Annotated in this window: 18 protein-coding genes; 4 read left to right on the forward strand and 14 right to left on the reverse strand. The window is 68.2% G+C overall.

Going from position 1 to position 17769, the window contains the following annotated elements; translation table 11 throughout:
• Positions 1-32 precede the first annotated feature (32 nt).
• On the forward strand, positions 33-1235 hold the full coding sequence (locus tag CAL12_RS05560) for a hypothetical protein (RefSeq protein ID WP_086063582.1): 1203 nt from the start codon (positions 33-35) through the stop codon (positions 1233-1235).
• 43 nt (positions 1236-1278) lie between these two features.
• Here the strand turns inward: CAL12_RS05560 and ruvB are convergent, their stop codons facing one another.
• Complete coding sequence (gene ruvB / locus CAL12_RS05565; RefSeq protein ID WP_086063583.1) at positions 1279-2352, reverse strand: Holliday junction branch migration DNA helicase RuvB; 1074 nt, start codon at positions 2350-2352, stop codon at positions 1279-1281.
• A 121-nt stretch (positions 2353-2473) separates the two neighbouring features.
• Between ruvB and CAL12_RS05570 the strand changes: the two genes are divergently transcribed.
• Together CAL12_RS05570 and CAL12_RS05575 are read left to right on the forward strand one after the other, a co-directional pair.
• Entirely contained in the window at positions 2474-3439 is a 966-nt protein-coding gene (locus tag CAL12_RS05570) for a threo-3-hydroxy-L-aspartate ammonia-lyase (protein ID WP_086063584.1), read from the forward strand.
• 81 nt (positions 3440-3520) lie between these two features.
• A complete protein-coding gene (locus CAL12_RS05575) occupies positions 3521-4453 on the forward strand; it encodes a complex I NDUFA9 subunit family protein (RefSeq protein WP_086063585.1) in 933 nt (310 codons plus the stop codon).
• 44 nt (positions 4454-4497) lie between these two features.
• Here CAL12_RS05575 and ruvA read toward each other — a convergent pair whose 3' ends face one another.
• The 6 genes from ruvA to CAL12_RS05605 form a co-directional block, all read right to left on the reverse strand.
• Positions 4498-5070, reverse strand: coding sequence for a Holliday junction branch migration protein RuvA (gene ruvA, locus CAL12_RS05580; protein ID WP_086063586.1), 573 nt, complete (start codon positions 5068-5070; stop codon positions 4498-4500).
• A gap of 18 nt (positions 5071-5088) precedes the next feature.
• A complete protein-coding gene (gene ruvC, locus CAL12_RS05585; protein ID WP_086063587.1) occupies positions 5089-5640 on the reverse strand; it encodes a crossover junction endodeoxyribonuclease RuvC in 552 nt (183 codons plus the stop codon).
• Positions 5640-7229: a bifunctional phosphoribosylaminoimidazolecarboxamide formyltransferase/IMP cyclohydrolase gene (purH, locus tag CAL12_RS05590; RefSeq protein WP_086067692.1), complete on the reverse strand. Its 1590-nt coding sequence runs from the start codon at positions 7227-7229 to the stop codon at positions 5640-5642. Before purH ends, ruvC begins: the two co-directional genes overlap by 1 nt.
• A gap of 47 nt (positions 7230-7276) precedes the next feature.
• Positions 7277-7516: a helix-turn-helix domain-containing protein gene (locus tag CAL12_RS05595; protein WP_086063588.1), complete on the reverse strand. Its 240-nt coding sequence runs from the start codon at positions 7514-7516 to the stop codon at positions 7277-7279.
• Between the two features lie 37 nt (positions 7517-7553).
• Positions 7554-8579, reverse strand: coding sequence for a tRNA dihydrouridine synthase DusB (gene dusB, locus CAL12_RS05600; RefSeq protein WP_086063589.1), 1026 nt, complete (start codon positions 8577-8579; stop codon positions 7554-7556).
• 102 nt (positions 8580-8681) lie between these two features.
• Positions 8682-9860, reverse strand: a complete 1179-nt coding sequence (locus CAL12_RS05605) for an FAD-dependent monooxygenase (RefSeq protein WP_086063590.1) — start codon at positions 9858-9860, stop codon at positions 8682-8684.
• Between the two features lie 107 nt (positions 9861-9967).
• Here CAL12_RS05605 and CAL12_RS05610 point away from each other — a divergent pair, with 107 nt between their 5' ends.
• Entirely contained in the window at positions 9968-10420 is a 453-nt protein-coding gene (locus tag CAL12_RS05610; RefSeq protein WP_086063591.1) for an NINE protein, read from the forward strand.
• Here the strand turns inward: CAL12_RS05610 and CAL12_RS05615 are convergent.
• From CAL12_RS05615 to CAL12_RS05645, 7 genes are all read right to left on the reverse strand, one after another.
• Positions 10415-10828 carry a RidA family protein gene (locus CAL12_RS05615; RefSeq protein ID WP_086063592.1) on the reverse strand — a complete coding sequence of 138 codons (414 nt, stop codon included), beginning with the start codon at positions 10826-10828 and terminating at the stop codon, positions 10415-10417. The two genes, CAL12_RS05610 and CAL12_RS05615, sit on opposite strands and share 6 nt — an antisense overlap.
• Positions 10829-10855: 27 nt before the next feature.
• Positions 10856-11779 carry an ABC transporter permease gene (locus tag CAL12_RS05620; RefSeq protein ID WP_157792893.1) on the reverse strand — a complete coding sequence of 308 codons (924 nt, stop codon included), beginning with the start codon at positions 11777-11779 and terminating at the stop codon, positions 10856-10858.
• A gap of 8 nt (positions 11780-11787) precedes the next feature.
• Positions 11788-12852 (reverse strand): ABC transporter permease, encoded by a 1065-nt coding sequence (locus CAL12_RS05625; protein WP_086063594.1) that lies wholly within the window; start codon positions 12850-12852, stop codon positions 11788-11790.
• Positions 12849-14399: an ABC transporter ATP-binding protein gene (locus CAL12_RS05630; protein WP_086063595.1), complete on the reverse strand. Its 1551-nt coding sequence runs from the start codon at positions 14397-14399 to the stop codon at positions 12849-12851. The genes CAL12_RS05625 and CAL12_RS05630 overlap by 4 nt, the downstream gene beginning before the upstream one ends.
• 35 nt (positions 14400-14434) lie before the next feature.
• Positions 14435-15463 carry a BMP family protein gene (locus CAL12_RS05635; RefSeq protein ID WP_086063596.1) on the reverse strand — a complete coding sequence of 343 codons (1029 nt, stop codon included), beginning with the start codon at positions 15461-15463 and terminating at the stop codon, positions 14435-14437.
• Between the two features lie 91 nt (positions 15464-15554).
• Positions 15555-16739 carry a ring-opening amidohydrolase gene (locus tag CAL12_RS05640; protein ID WP_086063597.1) on the reverse strand — a complete coding sequence of 395 codons (1185 nt, stop codon included), beginning with the start codon at positions 16737-16739 and terminating at the stop codon, positions 15555-15557.
• 127 nt (positions 16740-16866) lie between these two features.
• Positions 16867-17760, reverse strand: a complete 894-nt coding sequence (locus tag CAL12_RS05645) for a LysR family transcriptional regulator (RefSeq protein ID WP_086063598.1) — start codon at positions 17758-17760, stop codon at positions 16867-16869.
• Positions 17761-17769: the final 9 nt, after the last annotated feature.

Consider the following 17769-nt stretch of genomic DNA (forward strand, 5'->3'; position numbering starts at 1 on the left):
ATAGCCGGCAAAAGCCACTCCAGGGGGCGGACATGCTTGTTCTCGATCAGGCGTTGAGCGCTTCCCTGCTGGGTGTCGCCGTGGATGAACAGTGGGCTTGGCATGCCGGAGACCGAAGCGCGCTCTACCGCGATCCCACGACTGCGGGGTTCCTGGCGAAAGGAACCGACGAAAAGCTTCGTCAGCAGGCCTTATGGGACCTTTTGCTCCACTACCCCGCGGTGATCAGTCCCTGTGACAATCTCGACATCAGCGGATTACAGGATCTGGGCCTGGTCGATCGACAATTGGACCATGAAAGCCAGCTCGCGGCCGACAGTCAGTTGCGCCGCGCCCCGGAAGTCGTGCGCTCCATCGAGGCGCTCGTGCTCGCGGACCTGGCGGACAGGCATCCCGCCATCCTTGCGGGGACGCCCGTTGAAACATTCCTGCGACTGGCCAGGTCCGAAGGCCACGACGTCGCCCAGCGGATGGATTCGGCCATGTTCGACATGTTCGATACATACGAGGAATACGTCGCCGGGATGAGTGAAATGTTCGGGGATGACATCCTCGAGTTGCCCGGCGGCAAAGGTCGCCCGATATCGGGCAGCGAGTTCGCGGCCAGTTTGACGGCCGGCGCCAATCGGGATGAATTCCTGGCATTCAAGGCATACCAGCCTTTCCGGGGCTTCATGCACGATTTCGCGGGTTCCGCCCATCGTTGGCTGGCCTTGACGCACGCCAGCCGCTCTTTGGGAGCGGTGATGAGCGCGGACATACCCAAAAGCTTGTTGTACACCGATGGTCTTTCACGGCAGGGAAATTTCCTGCGGCAGGTCGAACTGGCGGCCGAGCAGGGCAGTACGCATGTCGCCGTACAGATCTGGGTCGAGGGCGTGACTCATGCTCCGCGGCTGCGATCGATCGGCGATGTGCTCGAGCTCCGCAAGGACAGGCGAATCGACGCCTTTCGGTCCGCGATGACAAGGTGGACGGAAGCCCTTTCCTGCGGATCGCCGGCGGATGAAGCGGCCTTGCGGAAAGAGGTTCGCGCGGCCAATGAAGGTCTGCGTTGGCTGCCCGGCATCGAGAGAGTGGAAAGATTCTGGTCGTTCGCATCCATCGCGGTGGACGTCTTCTGCTCCGGCTTTTTCAACAATGTGCCGGTAACAGGCATCATCGGGCTCGGCATAGGCGAAATGAAGCGGCGGTTGCCGATGCGCAATGGCTGGGTGATGTTCGGCAGCCGCTGATGCGCCCGCCGCGACGTCCCGGCTTATCTCGACGAGCCTTGCGTCAACCGCCGAACAGGTCGCCCGTGGCCGCCGTGGCGCCCGCGGGCGGCGCCAGCCCCAGGTGGCGCCAGGTCGTCTGCGTGGCCATGCGGCCGCGCGGGGTGCGTTGCAGGTAGCCGTGCTGGATCAGGTAGGGTTCGATGACGTCTTCGATCGTGTCGCGCTCTTCGCCGATGGCGGCGGCAAGGCTGTCCACGCCCACCGGGCCGCCATCGAATTTGTGCACGATGGCCTCCAGCAGCTTGCGGTCCATCAGGTCCAGGCCCTGCGGATCGACTTCCAGCATCGCGAGCGCGGCGCCGGCGACCTTGGCGTCGATGCGTCCTTGTGCCTTTACTTCGGCATAGTCGCGGACCCGGCGCAGCAGGCGGTTGGCGATACGCGGCGTGCCGCGCGACCGGCGCGCCACTTCGTCGGCGCCTTCGGGCGTGATCTCCGCCTGCAGCAGCGCGGCGCTGCGGCTGACGATATGCGCCAGGTCGGTGGCGTTGTAGAACTCCAGCCGCGACACGATGCCGAAGCGATCGCGCAGCGGATTGGTCAGCATGCCGGCGCGGGTGGTGGCGCCGACCAGGGTGAAGGGCTGCAGGTCCAGCTTGACGCTGCGCGCGGCCGGGCCTTCGCCGATCAGGATGTCGATCTGGAAGTCTTCCAGCGCGGGGTAGAGGATTTCCTCGACGACCGGCGACAGCCGGTGGATTTCGTCGATGAACAGGACGTCGTTCTTTTCCAGGTTGGTCAGCAGGGCGGCCAGGTCGCCCGGACGTTCCAGCACGGGCCCGGAGGTCTGCCGCAGCTGCACGCCCATCTCATGCGCGATGATATGCGCCAGCGTCGTCTTGCCCAGGCCGGGCGGGCCGAACAGCAGTACGTGGTCGAGCGCCTCGCCGCGCTTGCGGGCCGCCGCGATGAAAATCTCCAGCTGCTCGCGCGCGCGGTCCTGGCCGACGTAGTCGCGCAGGATCTTGGGACGCAGCGCGCGCTCGATGGACTCCTCGTTCGGGGATACGGGCTGCGGCGCGACGAGTCGGCCGGCATCTGGGCGGGAAGAAAGGGAGTCGGACTGGATGGCCATGGGGGCAGTGGCGAACTATGCCTGGCTATCGTACACCACGGGGGCCGCGCGCCGTGGCGGCCGCCGGCATGCTGGACTATCATCCTTCGGTTTCGCCTCATCCCCCTGCCTAGGAACCATCATGTCCCGCGAACTGCCCACCTACGCCGATGTCGTCGCCGCCAGTGAAAGACTGAGCGGCGCGGCGCATCGCACCCCGGTCCTGACATCCACCACCGCCGACGCGCGGGCGGGCGCGCGGGTCTTTTTCAAGTGCGAGAACTACCAGCGCATGGGCGCCTTCAAGTTTCGCGGGGGCTTCAATGCGATCGCCCGGCTGACGCCGGAGCAGCGGCGCGCGGGCGTGCTGACTTTTTCGTCCGGCAACCATGCCCAGGCCATCGCGCTGGCTGCCAGGCTGCAAGGCGTCTCGGCCACCATCATCATGCCGCTGGACGCCCCCGCCGCCAAGCGCGCGGCGACCGAAGGCTACGGCGGCAAGGTCGTCACCTACGACCGCTACACGGAAGACCGCGAAGCCGTCGCCAAGCGCCTGCAGGCCGAAACCGGCGCCACGCTGATCCCGCCGTACGATCACTTCGACGTCATCGCGGGGCAGGGCACCGCCGCCAAGGAGCTGTTCGAGGAAGTGGGTGACCTCGACTACCTGTTCGTCTGCCTGGGCGGCGGCGGCCTGTTGTCGGGGTCGCTGCTGTCGGCGGCCGCGCTCAGCCCGTCGTGCAAGGTGTACGGCGTGGAGCCCGAAGCCGGCAATGACGGCCAGCAGTCGTTGCGCGCCGGCCGCGTGGTGCCCATCCCCACGCCCAAGTCCATCGCCGACGGCGCCCTTACCACGCACCTGGGCGAGTTGACCTTTCCCATCATCCGCCAGCATGTCACCGACATCGTGACGGTCAGCGACGCGCAACTGATCGATGCGATGAAGCTCTTCGCCGAACGCATGAAGATGGTGGTCGAGCCCACCGGCTGCCTGGGCGCGGCGGCGGTGCTGAACCAGGTCGTGCCCACCCCCGATGCGCGGGTGGGTGTGATCATCAGCGGCGGCAATGTCGACCTGAAGGCCTACGCCGGATACCTGGGATCCTGATCCCCCCGTCTGCCGCGCTTGCGTCAAGGGCCCGCCACGGCGCAGAATCGACCCTGTTTTATATCGACGCGGGAGCGGCGGATGCGCATCCTTGTCATAGGCGGCACCGGCTTCATAGGCCGTCATCTGGTGGCGCGCCTGGGCGTGGCCAGGCATCAGGTACGCGTGCCGACGCGCTTGTACGCAAGGGGCCGCGACCTGCAGGTCGTGCCCACCGTGACCCTGTCCCAATCGGACGTCTACGACGACGCCGCGCTGGATGAGCTGCTGTCGGATTGCGACGCGGTCGTCAATCTGGTGGGCATCCTGCATGACGGCAGGGGCCGTCCGTATGGTCGGGGCTTCGCGCGGGCACATGTGGAGCTGCCGCGCCGCATCGCGCAAGGCTGCCTGCGCAATGGCGTGCGGCGGATGATCCACGTCAGCGCACTGGGCGCGGACCCTGGCGGGCCAAGCATGTACCTGCGGTCCAAGGGCGCGGGCGAAGGGGCGGTGCGCGAGACCTTCGCCAACACGCCCGATGCCGCGTGGACCATCGTGCGGCCATCCGTTGTGTTCGGCCACGACGACGATTTCACCAATCTCTTCGCGCGCCTGGCGCGCTGGTTTCCCGTGCTGCCGCTGGCCGGCGCGCAGTCGCGCCTGCAGCCGGTGTATGTGGAAGACGTCGCGGCGGCCATCGAGACCATGCTCGACAATCCGCACACCTACGGCAAGGTCTACGAGCTTGCCGGGCCGCAGGTGCACACCCTGGGCGCCATCGCCGGCATGTGCGCCAAGTGGAGCGGCCATCCGCGCATGGTGGTTAGCGTTCCCATAGGCGTGGGGCGCCTGCAGGCGGCCTTCCTGGCATGCCTGCCCGGCCGGCCGCTGATGACCCCCGACAATCTGGACAGCCTGAAGATCGATAACGTCAGCCGCGCGAGCATGTCGACCGAGCTGGGCATCATCCCCACCGCGATGGAGGCCGTCGTGCCGGGGTATCTGGGCCAGCGGCGCGCGGGCGGCAGATAGCGCCGCGCGCGCCAGTAGAAGGCGATCTCAGCGCATCAGCGACTTCAGCGTACCAGTGATTTCAGCGCCTGCCGTATGCCATCCGACACGCCGATCCCTTCCGGCAAGGTCTTGAGCGCCGCCAGCGATTCTTTCTCCGAATAGCCCAGGGCGAGCAGGGCGTTCAGGATGTCGGACTGGCTGTCGGGCACGGCATGCGGCGCTGCCCCGATGTCCGCGCCCAGCTTGCCGCGCATCTCCAGCAGCAGGCGTTCGGCGGTTTTCTTGCCTATGCCGGGTACGCGCGTCAGCCGTCCCGATTCCTGCAAGGTGATCGCCTGCGCCAGGTCCGCCACGGACAGGCCGGACAGCACCGACAGGGCGGTACGGGCGCCGATGCCGCTCACCTTGATCAGTTCGCGGAATGCGCTGCGCTCGCCCACGGTGGCGAAGCCGTAGAGCAGATGCGCGTCCTCGCGCACCGTCAGGTGCGTGTACAGCGACACCCGAGCGCCGTTTTCGGGCAAGGAGTACAGCGTGCTCATGGGCACGTCGACGTCGTAGCCCACGCCGTTGACGTCCACGCAAACGGTGGGAGGCGATTTTTCGATGAGCGTACCGGTGATTCTTCCGATCATGGTGGGTATCTGTTTTCGTTATCCGGACAGGCGTCCGCCGCGCAGGCGCATGCGGCCGCGCGCCGACGCGATGGGCCCGTTCAACGCCGCCAGCCGGTCGGCCAGCGGCCCGACGTGGGCGTGGCAGATCGCGCAGGCCAGCGCGTCGGCCGAATCGGGCGCCGGCAGGCCGTCCAGGGCCAGCAGCTGGCGCACCATTTCCTGCACCTGTTCCTTGGCCGCCCTTCCCGTGCCGACCACGGACTTCTTGATCTGCAGAGCCGTATATTCATGCACCGCCAGGCCGCTGTCGGCCATGGCGCACAGCGCCGCGCCGCGTGCCTGGCCCAGCAGCAGCGTGGAGGCGGGATTGGTATTCAGGAAGACGATTTCCAGCGCGGCGACGTCCGGTTGCGTATCGCGGACGACTTCGCGCAGGTTGTCGAGGATGACCTTCAGCCGGTCGGCCAGCGTCTTCATGGGCGGCACCACCACCGTGCCGCTCGCCACGTAGCGCAGGCGCGGTCCTTCGGCGTCGATGACGCCGAAGCCGGTGCGGCGCAGGCCGGGATCGACGCCGAGGATACGCATCAGTGGCGGAAGTGACGGGTGCCGGTCAGCACCATCGCGATACCGTGTTCGTCGGCGGCGGCGATGACTTCATCGTCGCGCACGCTGCCGCCGGGCTGGATCACGCAATTCGCGCCCGCCGCGACCACGACGTCCAGGCCGTCGCGGAAGGGGAAGAACGCGTCGGACGCCACCGCGGAACCGCTCAGCGTCAGGCCGGCGTTTTCCGCCTTGATCGAGGCGATGCGCGCCGAATCGATGCGGCTCATCTGGCCCGCGCCCACCCCCAGGGTCATGCCGTCGGCGCAGAACACGATGGCGTTCGACTTGACGTACTTGGCCACCTTCCAGGCGAACATCATGTCCTGCATCTGCTGTGCGGTGGGCTGCTTGCGCGTCACCACCTTGAGCGCATCGGGCGCCACGGCGAAGGAGTCGGGGGTCTGCACCAGCCAGCCGCCGCCCACCCGCTTGACGTCGAAGGCGTTGTGGCCGGCGCCGGTCGGCACTTCCAGCACGCGCACGTTCTTCTTCTTGGCCAGCAGGGCCAGCGCGGCGCCGTCATAGGCCGGCGCCAGCAGCACTTCGAGGAACTGCTCGCTGACGGCCTCGGCCATCGCGGCGTCCACCGGCCGGTTGAAGGCGATGATGCCGCCGAAGGCCGATGTGGGATCGGTCTTGAAGGCCTTGCCATACGCTTCGAGCGCGTGTTCGGCCACGGCCACGCCGCAGGGATTGGCATGCTTGACGATGACGCAGGCGGCGCTGTCGAAGGTGCGCACGCATTCCCACGCCGCGTCGGCGTCGGCGATGTTGTTGTACGACAGCTCCTTGCCCTGCAGCTGCCGGTAGTTGCCCAGCACGCCGGCGGGGCGCTGCGCGTCGACGTAGAACGCGGCCGACTGGTGCGGGTTTTCGCCGTAGCGCAAGGCCTGCTGCTGGCGCATCTGGATGGTCAGGGTTTCGGGCCAGGCATTGCGCGCCGGCGTGGCGTGCTGCACGGGCGCGGCATCGGCCAGGCTGCTCAGGTAGGCGGCGATGGCGCCGTCGTAGGCGGCGGTATGGGCATATACCTTGGTCGCCAGCGCCAGGCGCAGCGCATAGGACGTGGTGCCCCCGGCATCGATTTCCGCCAGCACGCGGGTGTAGTCCGCCGGATCGATCACCACCGTGACGCCGCCGGCGTCCGTGCCGTGGTTCTTGGCGGCTGCCCGCAGCATCGCCGGCCCGCCGATGTCGATGTTTTCGACGGCATCGGCAAAGGTGCAATCGTCGCGCGCCACGGTTTCGCGGAACGGGTACAGATTCACGACCAGCATGTCGATGCGGTCTATGCCCTGCGCCCGCAGGGTGTCCATGTGCTCTTCGCTATCGCGGCGGGCCAGCAGGCCGCCGTGGATCTTGGGATGCAGCGTCTTGACGCGGCCATCCAGGATTTCCGGCGAACCGGTATGGGCGGCCACTTCCGTGACCTGCAGGCCGGCATCGGCGAGCAGCTTGGCGGTGCCGCCGGTGGACAGCAGGCGCACGCCGCGCGCCGCCAGCGACCGGGCGAATTCAACGATACCGGTCTTGTCGGAGACCGAAATTAGGGCGGTTTCGATTTTCATGATGGGAGTCTGGAAAGCGCGATGCGGATCGCGGGCGGCGGATGGGGTCAAACCTGGATGTTGTGCGCGAGCAGCTTCTTGCGCAAGGTATTGCGCGTGATGCCCAGCATTTCGGAAGCGCGGGACTGATTGCCGCCCGCCCGTTCCATCGCCATTTCGAGGACCGGCCGTTCCACGCAACGCATCACCATGTCCCACATATCGTGGGGTTCGGCGTCACCCAGGTCTTCGAAATAGCGCTCCAGGCTGGCGCGCACGCATTCTTCCAATCCAACTTTTTTACTCATTTCGAGGCACAACTATTTTTGTTTATGTGACTGGCGGTCAGGCTGCCAGCAGGGTTTGCGCGTGGCCGGCCTGCCCAGGCCGGCCATCGCGCGGAAAGTGATCGAACCAGGCGCCGACGGCGCGCGCCTGCGCGGCGGTATCGTCGAGGCGGTTCATCGCGGCGCGGAAATCTTCGGCGCCGGGCAGGCCCTCGACGTACCAGCCTATGTGCTTGCGGGCGGTGCGCACGCCCGTGTGCTCGCCGTAGAAGCGGTAGTGGTCGTCCAGGTGCTCGAGCAGCAGGTCGCGCATTTCACCGTAGGTGGGCGGCGCCAGCCTGGCGCCCGTGCGCAGGTAGTGGTCGATTTCGCGGAAGATCCAGGGACGCCCCTGGGCGGCCCGGCCTATCATCACGGCGTCGGCGCCAGTGTAGTCGAGGACGTGGCGCGCCTTCTCGGGACTGTCGATGTCGCCGTTGGCCACCACCGGGATGCGGATGGCGGCCTTGACGGCGCGGATGGTGTCGTATTCGGCGTGGCCGGTGTAGAGATCGGCGCGCGTGCGGCCGTGCAGCGTAAGCGCGGCGATGCCGGTGTCCTCGGCCAGCCTGGCGATGCGCAGCGCATTGCGGTTTTCGCGATCCCAGCCCGTGCGCGTCTTCAGCGTGACGGGCACGCCCAGCGGCTGGCAGGCCCGTACCACGGCGTCCAGGATGCGCGCCACCAGGTCCTCATGGCGCAGCAGCGCCGAGCCCGACGCCACATTGCAGACTTTCTTGACCGGGCAGCCCATGTTGATGTCGATGATGCGGGCGCCGCGCTGCGCATTGAACACGGCGGCCTCGGCCATCATGGCCGGATCGGCGCCGGCGATCTGTACAGACACGGGAGCGATCTCGCCGTCATGGTTCAGGCGTCGCGACGTCTTGACGCTGTCCCACAGCCGGGGATTGCTGGCGGCCATTTCCGACACGGCATAGCCCGCCCCCAGCCGCTTGCACAGCTGCCGGAATGGGCGGTCGGTCACGCCCGCCATGGGCGCGACCAGCACGTTGTTGGGAAGAGTCCAGGAACCAATTTGCATCGGCGGATTTTACCCGGGCGGGATACGGCCCGATTTTTACCGGATGGGCGACTGTTGGCTCGATGCAGTTGACAACCGGCGGATGAGCTCCGGTTTATCGACTTACGCGCGCCAGCCCTGCAGTAAATGCCGGGCCAGCGGCGCGCGCAGGGGTGCCGCCAGGTCGAGCGCCAGCAGCGCCAGGCCGCAGGCGTGCTCCACTGGCGCCAGGCCGGTGGTGAAGACGCGAGGCAGCAGATCGGTCAGCGCGGTGGTCAGCCAGCGATCGCCGCGGCGCGCGCCCGCGAAGTCGCGCAGCGCCGCCGCGGGATCCCTGGCGGGGTCGCGCAGCCAGGACGCCAACGATTGCGCCAGGCTGGCGGCATCGCGCAAGCCCAGGTTCAGGCCTTGCCCGGCGACCGGGTGCAGGGTCTGCGCGGCATTGCCGATGGCGACGACACGGCCCTCGACCTGCGTGCGGCGGATGCTCATGAAGAGCGGCGCGACATGGCGCTCGCCGATGCAGTCCAGCCGGCCGAGCCGGTCGCCGAAGGCACCGGTCAGGGCCTGCGAAAACGCCGCCGTATCCAGCGTGGCCAGCGTCGCCGCGCGTTCCGGCGCGCAGCACCACACCACCGCGTAGCAGTCGTCCGCCGCCGGATGCGGCAGCAAGGCCAGGGGCCCTTCACGCGTGAAGCGCTCGTAGGCCCAGCCGCGCCGCGGCCGGCTGGCGCGGACGGCCGTCAGCACGGCGTCCTGCCCGTATTCGCGCCGCAATTGGTCCGCCGCCGCGCCGTCGGAAACGACTGCCACACCGCAGCGGATGTCGCGGTCGTCGGCAACCCGCACCACCACTCCATCGGCGGTGCGGGCCGCCACGCGAGCGCCATCGGCATGCACGATGGTGACCCCCGACGTGGCCACGGCCCGCGCCAGCGCATCGCGAACGGCGGGATAGGACGCCACGGCGCCCAGCTCCGGCACCTGGAAATCGCCATGGCGGATCACGGTATGGCCCAGGCGACCGCGTTGCGAAACATGGATGGTCTGGATGGCCGCCGCCGGGGCCGGGCGCGCGCCCAGCGTATCGAGCAGCACCAGGCTGCCGTGGTTCAGGGCCAGCACGCGCGATTCCGCCGTGGCGGCCGGAACCGGCGTAGCGGTCGGCGTCCGGGCCGGGGCGGCGCCCTGGATCAGCACGATGCGGGATGCATCGTCGGCGACACGGGCCAGCATCAGCGCCAGCGCCTGTCCGACCGGGCCCGCGCCCAGGATCGCGATGGGAAATGCGGAGTCATTCATGCGGGAATTCTATCCCGGCGGCCAGGGACGGCTCCCGCGCCGCGCGTTCCTGGACGTCCGGATCCGCTTACAATCGCCGACGCCGTCAAGTTCGCGTGGGGTTATCCATGGCCGATGCTTCTTCCGTTCTGCAACCGCCCCGCCGGGCGCCGCGCACCAAGGTGCGGGCCGGCCTGCTGGCGCTGTTCTTCGGCTGGATGGGGGCGCATTGGTGGTACCTGGGCCGCCGCGGCGCCGTCTGGATCACCTTGTACGCGGCCGCCTGCCTGCTCGCCACGCGCTGGTTCCCGGTCTGGTACGACAATCCCGCCTTCTTCCTCCTGTTCATCCCCATGATCGAAGGCTTCATCGAAAGCGCCGTGCTGTCACTGCGCCCCGACGAAAAATTCGATCGCGCCCACAACCCGGGCCTGCCGGCGTCGCCGCGTACCGGCTGGGGACCTGTGCTGGTCGCCTTGGGCGCGGTGCTGATCGGCTCGATCTGCGGGATGTTCGCCATCGCCATGGTGGTCGTCTACGTGTGGCAGGCGATGGGCTGGCTGGAAGGCTACGTCCTATGAAGCAGCATCGGGCGCGACCGCGATCGCGTCGATTTCCACCAGCCATCGCCTGTCCATGAGGCGATGCACGAAGATCAGCGTGGACGCCGGCCGGTTGTCGCCCAGGAACTCCACGCGCAGGGTGTTGAAGGCCGCTCGCTCCTCCTCGCCGAACTCCACTTGCGAAGACAGATAGATGCCGGTGCGCACGACGTCGCGCGCCGACATACCTGCCGACTTCAGCACGCGGTCGATGTTGGCCCACACATTCCGTGTCTGCGCAATCAGGCCATCCGGCACGTCGCCTTGCGCATCGGCGCCGACCTGGCCCGACACGAGCAGGCAGCGTCCCTGCAGGGGAAATTCCAGGCCCCAGCTCAAGGGGCCGACCACCGGCATCATGTCGGCGGGAATGTGCGATCGGGGCATGCGTTTCTCCAGTGAATATCGCGCGCGCTACGCGCTTTTGCGTTCTATGTACCGGCCTATCCCGGCGGGCAGCCGCACGGACCGGCCCAGGCCGGCCAGCACCGCCAGCGCGATCAGGTACGGCAGCATCTGCATCACGTAGGAACTGACCGGCAGGCCGGACATCTGCAGCCGCAGGTGCAGCGCTTCCGCCGCGCCGAAGACCAGGCAAGCCGCGAAGGCGCCCCATGGCGTCCAGCGCCCCACGATGATGGCGGCCAGCGCGAGGAAGCCGCGTCCGCTGGTCATGCCGTCGGTGAATGTGCCCACCTGTTGCAGCACCAGCACCGCGCCGCCCAGTCCGGCGATGGCGCCGCCCGCGATGACGGCGGCCATGCGAACGGCATTCGGGTCGACGCCCACGGCGTAGGCGGCGGCGGGGTTTTCGCCAACGGCGCGCAGCGTCAGTCCCCAGGGCGTACGTAACAGGAAGAAGTTCAGGGGCGCCAGCAGGGCCAGGGCCAGGTAGGTCAGGGGTGGCTGTGAAAACAGCAGCGGACCCACGAAAGGCAGGCCGGACAATACGGGCAGGGGCCAGGGCGACAACAGGGCGGCCTGCAGCGAAGGCACGTGCGCATGCGCGCTGGCCGTCCGCACCAGAAAGCTGGTCGCGCCCGCCACCAGCACGTTGACGGCGAGCCCGGTCACCATCTGGTCGGCGCCCAGCCGGACGCTCACCACGCCCACGATGGCGGCCACCACGGCGCCCGCCGCCATGCTGCCGGCGATGCCCGCGACGGCGTCGCCCGTCAGGAAGGTGAACAGGGCGGCGCCGAACGCGCCGGCCAGCATCATCCCCTCCAGGCCCACCGCGAACACCCCGGCCCGTTCGGACAGGATGCTGCCCATCGCGCCAAACAGCAGCGGCGTGGCGATGCGCAGCACCGACGCCAGGAAATCGAGCACCGACATATCCATTCCTACACCCGTCCCTTGCGGCCCGCGGCGCCCGCGATGACCAGCGCGAACAGCATGGTCAGGCCTTCTATCATCGCCACCAGGGATGAAGGCGATCCGACTTCGCGCTGCATGGCCAGCGCACCCGCTTCCAGGAAGCCCAGGAACAGGCCCGCCGGCAGCACCGCCAGCGGCTGCCTGCCCGCCAGCAATGCGATCGCCACCGCGTTGAAGCCGAAGCCCTGCGAGAAGCCGGCGATCAGGCGGTAGTGCAGGCCCAGCACTTCCACCGATCCGGCGAGGCCGGCGAGGGCGCCCGCCACGGCCATCACCGCGACCGTGGTACCGAACACGCCGACTCCCGCGTAGCGCGCGGCCGCGCGGCTGGCGCCCACCAGCCGCAATGTGTAGCCCCACTTCGTATGCCACAGGCACACATGTCCGAGGATGGCCACGACGACCGCCAGCGCCGCGCCCCAGTGCAGGTCGCTGTCGGCGACGAATTTGGGCAACCAATAGGCGGATTCCAGCAAGGGCGTCTGCGGAAAGCCGGCGCCCGCTTCGCCGATGTAGTCCTGGACGATCCATTGCACCGCCAGCACCGCGACGAAGTTCATCAGCAAGGTGACGATCACCTCGTTGATGCGGCGGGTCAGATGCAGCAAGGCGGCGATCACCGCCCATGACGCACCCGCCGCGACGCCCGCCGCCAGGCTGGTGCCGATCGCCAGCACCGGGTTTTCGAACGGGAAGGCCAGGGCGCATGCCGCAGCCCCCAGTCCGCCCAGGGCGATCTGCCCTTCGCCGCCGATGTTGATGATGTTGGCGCGGAAGCACAAGGCCACGCCGGTGCCGCACAGGATATAGGGGGTGGCCTTGTTCACCGCCACCGAGATCCGGTCGAAGGAACCGAAGGCGCCGCGCACGAAGGCGCGGGTGGCCGTCATCGGGTCGGTGCCTGAAAGGGCGATCAGGCAGGCCACCGCCGCCAGCCCCAGGACGAGCGCCAAGACGAACTGGCGGTTGAGCGGGCGCCAGTGCGGCCGCGGGGGGCGATCGGCGGGCGCCACGGCGACATCGGCCTTCATGCCGGCCTCCCGGCGGGGGCCGGCCTGTCCTCGCCCGTCGCCATCAGCAGTCCTATCCGTTCAGGGGTGGCCATATCGCGCGGCATCAACGTCGACAGGCGGCCGCGGTACATGACGCCGATGCGATCGCCGATCGCCAGGCCTTCCTCCAGCTCGGCGGTCACATACAACACCGCCGAACCCGCCTTGCGCAGCGCCAGCATGCGTTCGAGCACGAAGCGCGTCGCCGAGGGGTCCAGCCCCCATGTCGGCTGCAGCGCGACCATGACCTTGGGTTGCCGGTCGACCTCGCGGGCCACCACGATCTTCTGCTGATTGCCGCCGGAAAGCTGGCGCACGGGGATGTCCGGTCGATCGGCGCGTACGTCGTAGGCGCGCATCAGGCGCCGCGCCCCGGCGGCCAGCTTCGCTTTCGAGCGCAACCATGGCCCGCGCGAATAAGGCTCGCCGGCATAATCCCTCAGCATCAGGTTGTCGGCGATGGACATCGCGGGCACGAGGCTGGTGGCGGCGCGGTCCGACGGGATGTACGACAGGCCCGCGGCGATCCGCTGGCGCACGCCGGTCCGGGTCATATCGGAACCGTCGATGTGGATGCTGCCCGCCGCGGGCTCGCGCATGCCGGCGATCGTGTCGGTAAGCTCGCGCTGGCCATTGCCGTCGACGCCGACGATCGCGACGATCTCGCCGGCGCGCACCTCGCATTGCACGTTGCGCAGCCCGGGCTCCGATACCCTGCCCGGCAGGTCCAGGCTCCGCACCGTCAACAGCGGACGGCCAGGAGGACTCCCCGCCTCGCGCGCGGCGGCCGTCCAGCCGCCGCCGGGGCGGCCCACCATCATCGCGGCCAGGCTATCCCGCGTGGCGTGCGCGGCGGCCGTCTTGCCGACGGTCTTGCCATCGCGCAGCACCACGACGTCGTCGCAGATCTCCAGGACCTCGCCCAACTTGTGCGAAATGAAAATCACCGAACGCTGCTCCGCGCGCAGGCGGCGCATGACGTCCAGCAGCCGCGCGACTTCCGGCGGGCTCAGGTTGGAGGTCGGCTCGTCCAGTACCAGCAGGTCCACGCCGCGCAGCAGGGCCTTCAGGATCTCCACGCGTTGGCGCGCGCCCAGCGACAGGCTTTCCACCATGGCGTGGGGGTCCAGGTCCAGGCCGTATTGCGCGCTGGCGGCCGCGATCTCCCGCGCCATTTCGGCCGCGCGCAGCACGCGGCGGCCGGCGCGCGGCCAACCCAGCATGACGTTCTCCACCACGCTCATGGCGTCGACCAGCATGAAGTGCTGGTGCACCATGCCGATGCCCGCTTCCAGGGCGGCCGCCGGCCGATGCCCGGACAGCTCGCGGTTCTTGAACACGATGACGCCCGCGTCCGGCTCCGTCATGCCGAACAGGATTTTCATCAGCGTGCTTTTGCCGGAGCCGTTTTCGCCGAGCAGGCCGACGATGCTGCCGGGACGGACGTCGAGGTCGACGCCGTCGTTGGCTCGCACGGCACCATAATGCTTCGTGATGCCGCGCATCTCCAGCATGAGCTTGCTCATTTCATCCTTTCATCCACGTCGCGACCGCAGCGCTTTCAGCCCTTGCCGCCCATCGCGTCGGCCTTGGTGGGCACGATCTTCAACTTGCCCGACGCCAGCTCGTCCTGCAACAGCTTGAGCCGCGCCACCACGGCTTCCGGCACGCTCGGATTGAAGGCGCGATCCGGCGCGTAGCCCAGCTCGGCTCCCGTCGAGCCGGGGGTATCGTAACCGTAGACCTTGTACGCGCCGGACAGTTTGCCGGCCTTGACGTCCGTCGCCGCGGCCGCGTACATCTCCGGCCATTTCTCGATGATGTTGGTCAGCACCTGCTGCGGCGCGATGGCGGTATGTTCGTACGACCGTCCGGCCACCCAGGCATTCTTTTCCTTCGCCGCCTGGATCAGGCCGCCCTGCGCGGCGTTCAACTGGCCGACCAGCGCATCGGCGCCGCCGGAGATCAGCGAAAACGCGGCTTCCTTGGCGGCGGCGGCATCCTCGATGTCCTTGATGTACAGGATGGTGACTTCCACGCCCGGCCGCGCCTGCTTGGCGCAGATGCGGAAGCTGCCGACCTGGTCGATGGTGGTCGGCAGGCCTTCCAATCCGTACACCCCGCCTATCTTGCCCGTCTTGCTCATCAAGGCCATCAGGGCGCCGAGCTGGCAGCCGAAATGCACGTTGTTGAAGTCGATGGACATCACGTTGGGCGGATAGCCCTTGGAGCCTGCGGCGGTGATGAACTGCACATTGGGAAACTCCGGCGCCACCCGTTGTTCGGCGGACAGGAAGCGGCCCGAATGCCCGATGATCAGCTTCGCGCCCTGGCGCGCATAGTCCCGCATCGCGTTGACGTGGTCCGCGGCGGGCACGTTCTCCGAATACGACACGTCGAAGCCCAGTTCCTTGACCTTCATCAGGCCGGCATAGCCCACGGCATTCCAGCTCTGGTCGTTGATGCTGCCGGGCAGGAGCATGGCAGCCTTGGGTGCCGCGGCCTGCGCCATGACGGCGGCGGGGATGCCCAGGCAGGCGAGGGTGGCGGCGATGCCGATCAGTCGGCGCGGGATGGGAAGGGATTTCATGGCGGGCTTCCTGGCGGAAAAATAAACGGGATGGGAATGCGCGATAACCTGGCGTCTCGGTGGAGCGCCGGGGGAAGTTTCGTGGATGGGCTCAAGGGCCGCGCCGCGCGATGACGGCGACCGGCCCGCCTCCGTCGGGGCCCTGATGTTCCGCGCCACCGGAAACGAACAGCTGAGTTTCGCCGAATACGCCGGCCAGGACGCCGCCGACCAGCGCCCGTGCGTGGCGTGACGCGTGGATGTCGCTGTCGTCCAGCATGGTGTGCCGGCGGCCGCGGATGGCGCCCGTCTGCGACGGTTCCGCCTTGGCGAGTACCGCGGCGACGCGTTCACGGCCGGGACCGCGCAATTCGCCGCCCATGCGCAGGCCGACCGACGCCAGGGCCGTGTCGACGGCGTCGACGTCCAGCGCGTCCCGCATGACACCATGGCCCACGATATAGTCGCTGCGCCAGGCGGTGCTGTTGCCGAGCACCATGATCTGGTTCTCCATCAGCTCGATGCCCGCCGAGGTCGAGGCGCGGCCCGAGTACAGGCCGGCATCGCGGCATACGCGGGCGTCGCTCAGGGCGTCCGCGGATACTTCGCCCAGCGCCAGCGCCACGCCCAGGGCCGAGGCGCCGCGCGAATAGCCCATCGAAAGATAGGTGTCTTCCGTCGCCACGTCGCGGCCCCGGCCGTAAGCCTGCTCGATCCGCGCGCGCGTCAGCAGGGGGCATTTGACCTGCACATAGTGCACATCGCGGGCGTCGGCGATGCCCGCGGCGCGCATGGCGGCCTGCACGGCTTCAGCGGTGCGCAGGGCCTGCGGCATGCGGCCTATTTCCTCGGGCAGGAAGGCGGGCGTGATGGCGACGCCGATGGCGAGCGTCGCAACGCCCTCCGTGGCCGGACCCGCCGCGGTCGCGCCGGCCCGCGAGGCTTGCACAGGCGGCGCTGCTGGCGTTGCCGGCGCTGCTGGTGCGTCGCGGACTTCGAACACCAGCCAATGCGGCGACAGGCCGCCTTCCGTGCCGCCGGACATGACGAAGGCCACGTCCCGCGCGACGTCGTCGAGGTCGCGTCGCGCCAGGCGCGCGATCGCGTGCTTCAGCGCCTGGGTGGCCAGGCCGCGGCTGAAGTCGTTCACGCAGCCGTTGCCTTCGGTCTTGCCCAGGACGGCCACGATCGCGCGCGGGTCGATCTCGCCTCGATCGACCGCCTGGACGAGGGCGGTGACGTCATCGGGCGCGGAGGCCGGCAGGCGGTGTACGAGAGCTTGTCGCGGAGTGTTCATGGCCGTCACTGTAGGAGCGGCCAGCGCAAAGAACTAGCGCTATTTTTTTTCAGCAGCGCTGCAAATCCTGCAGCGCTCGTGGCTAGCCGCCCCCCAGGTCGGCGGCTAGCCCCGCCTGGCGGCGCCGTCAGGCGAAAAAGTCCCGTTTCAACGTTTCGCCAAACAGCGCGGCCGCCACCGGCAGCAGGCGCCCGCGCAGCGATCCCAGCACCACGGGCCGGGCGTAGCGCGCCATTTCCGCCACCGGCACGGCCACCAGCCCGTCGTCGGCGTTGTCATGTTCCTTTTCGGGGCGGATCTGGAAGCACACGCCATTGGTACGCTTCACGAAGGACGTCAGCGTCTCATAGGAGTTCGACACCAGCTGCGGCGTCAAGCGGAAGCCGGTCCGGTTGAGGTATTCGTCCAGCAGCTTGCGTCCGCCCCAGCTGCGGTCGGCCATGGCGACGGGATAGTTGGTGCATTCGGCGATCGAGATCCCGCCCTTGCTGGCGGAAGGGTGGTCGCGCCGTACGACGGCGCACATCACGTACCGCTGTTCGGCGATTTCGTAGAAGTCTCTTTCCGCCGACAGGTTGAACGATATGCCCAGGTCCGCCTGGTTCTCGAGCACGGAGGCCACCACTTCGTCGGCCCCGGCGACGTGGACGGAAAACGCGATCTTCGGATATTCCTGCTGGAATCTCGCGATGATCTCCGTCAATCGGTCGTTCGCCGCCACCGCGATGACGGCCAGGTTGACGTTGCCCCGCCGCAGTCCGCGCAGATCGTCGATCTGCGAGTGCACGGCTTCCGCCTCGCGCAGCGCGCGTACCGCGTAGGCCAGGTAGACCTCGCCCGCGGAAGTCAGGCGGATGCCGCGCGCGTGCCGGTCGAAAAGCGGCGCGCCCAGTTCTGCCTCCAGGTCCAGGATGCGGCGATTCAGCGCCGACGAGGTCAGATGCGTCGCTTCCGCCGCTTCGCGTATGGATTTGCTCCGCGCGACCGCGACGAAGCTTTCAAGCAATTTCAGTTGCTGCATGGACGATCC

It is taken from the genome of Bordetella genomosp. 8 (assembly GCF_002119685.1).
In the GTDB taxonomy this organism is placed as follows: Bacteria; Pseudomonadota; Gammaproteobacteria; order Burkholderiales; family Burkholderiaceae_B; genus Bordetella_C.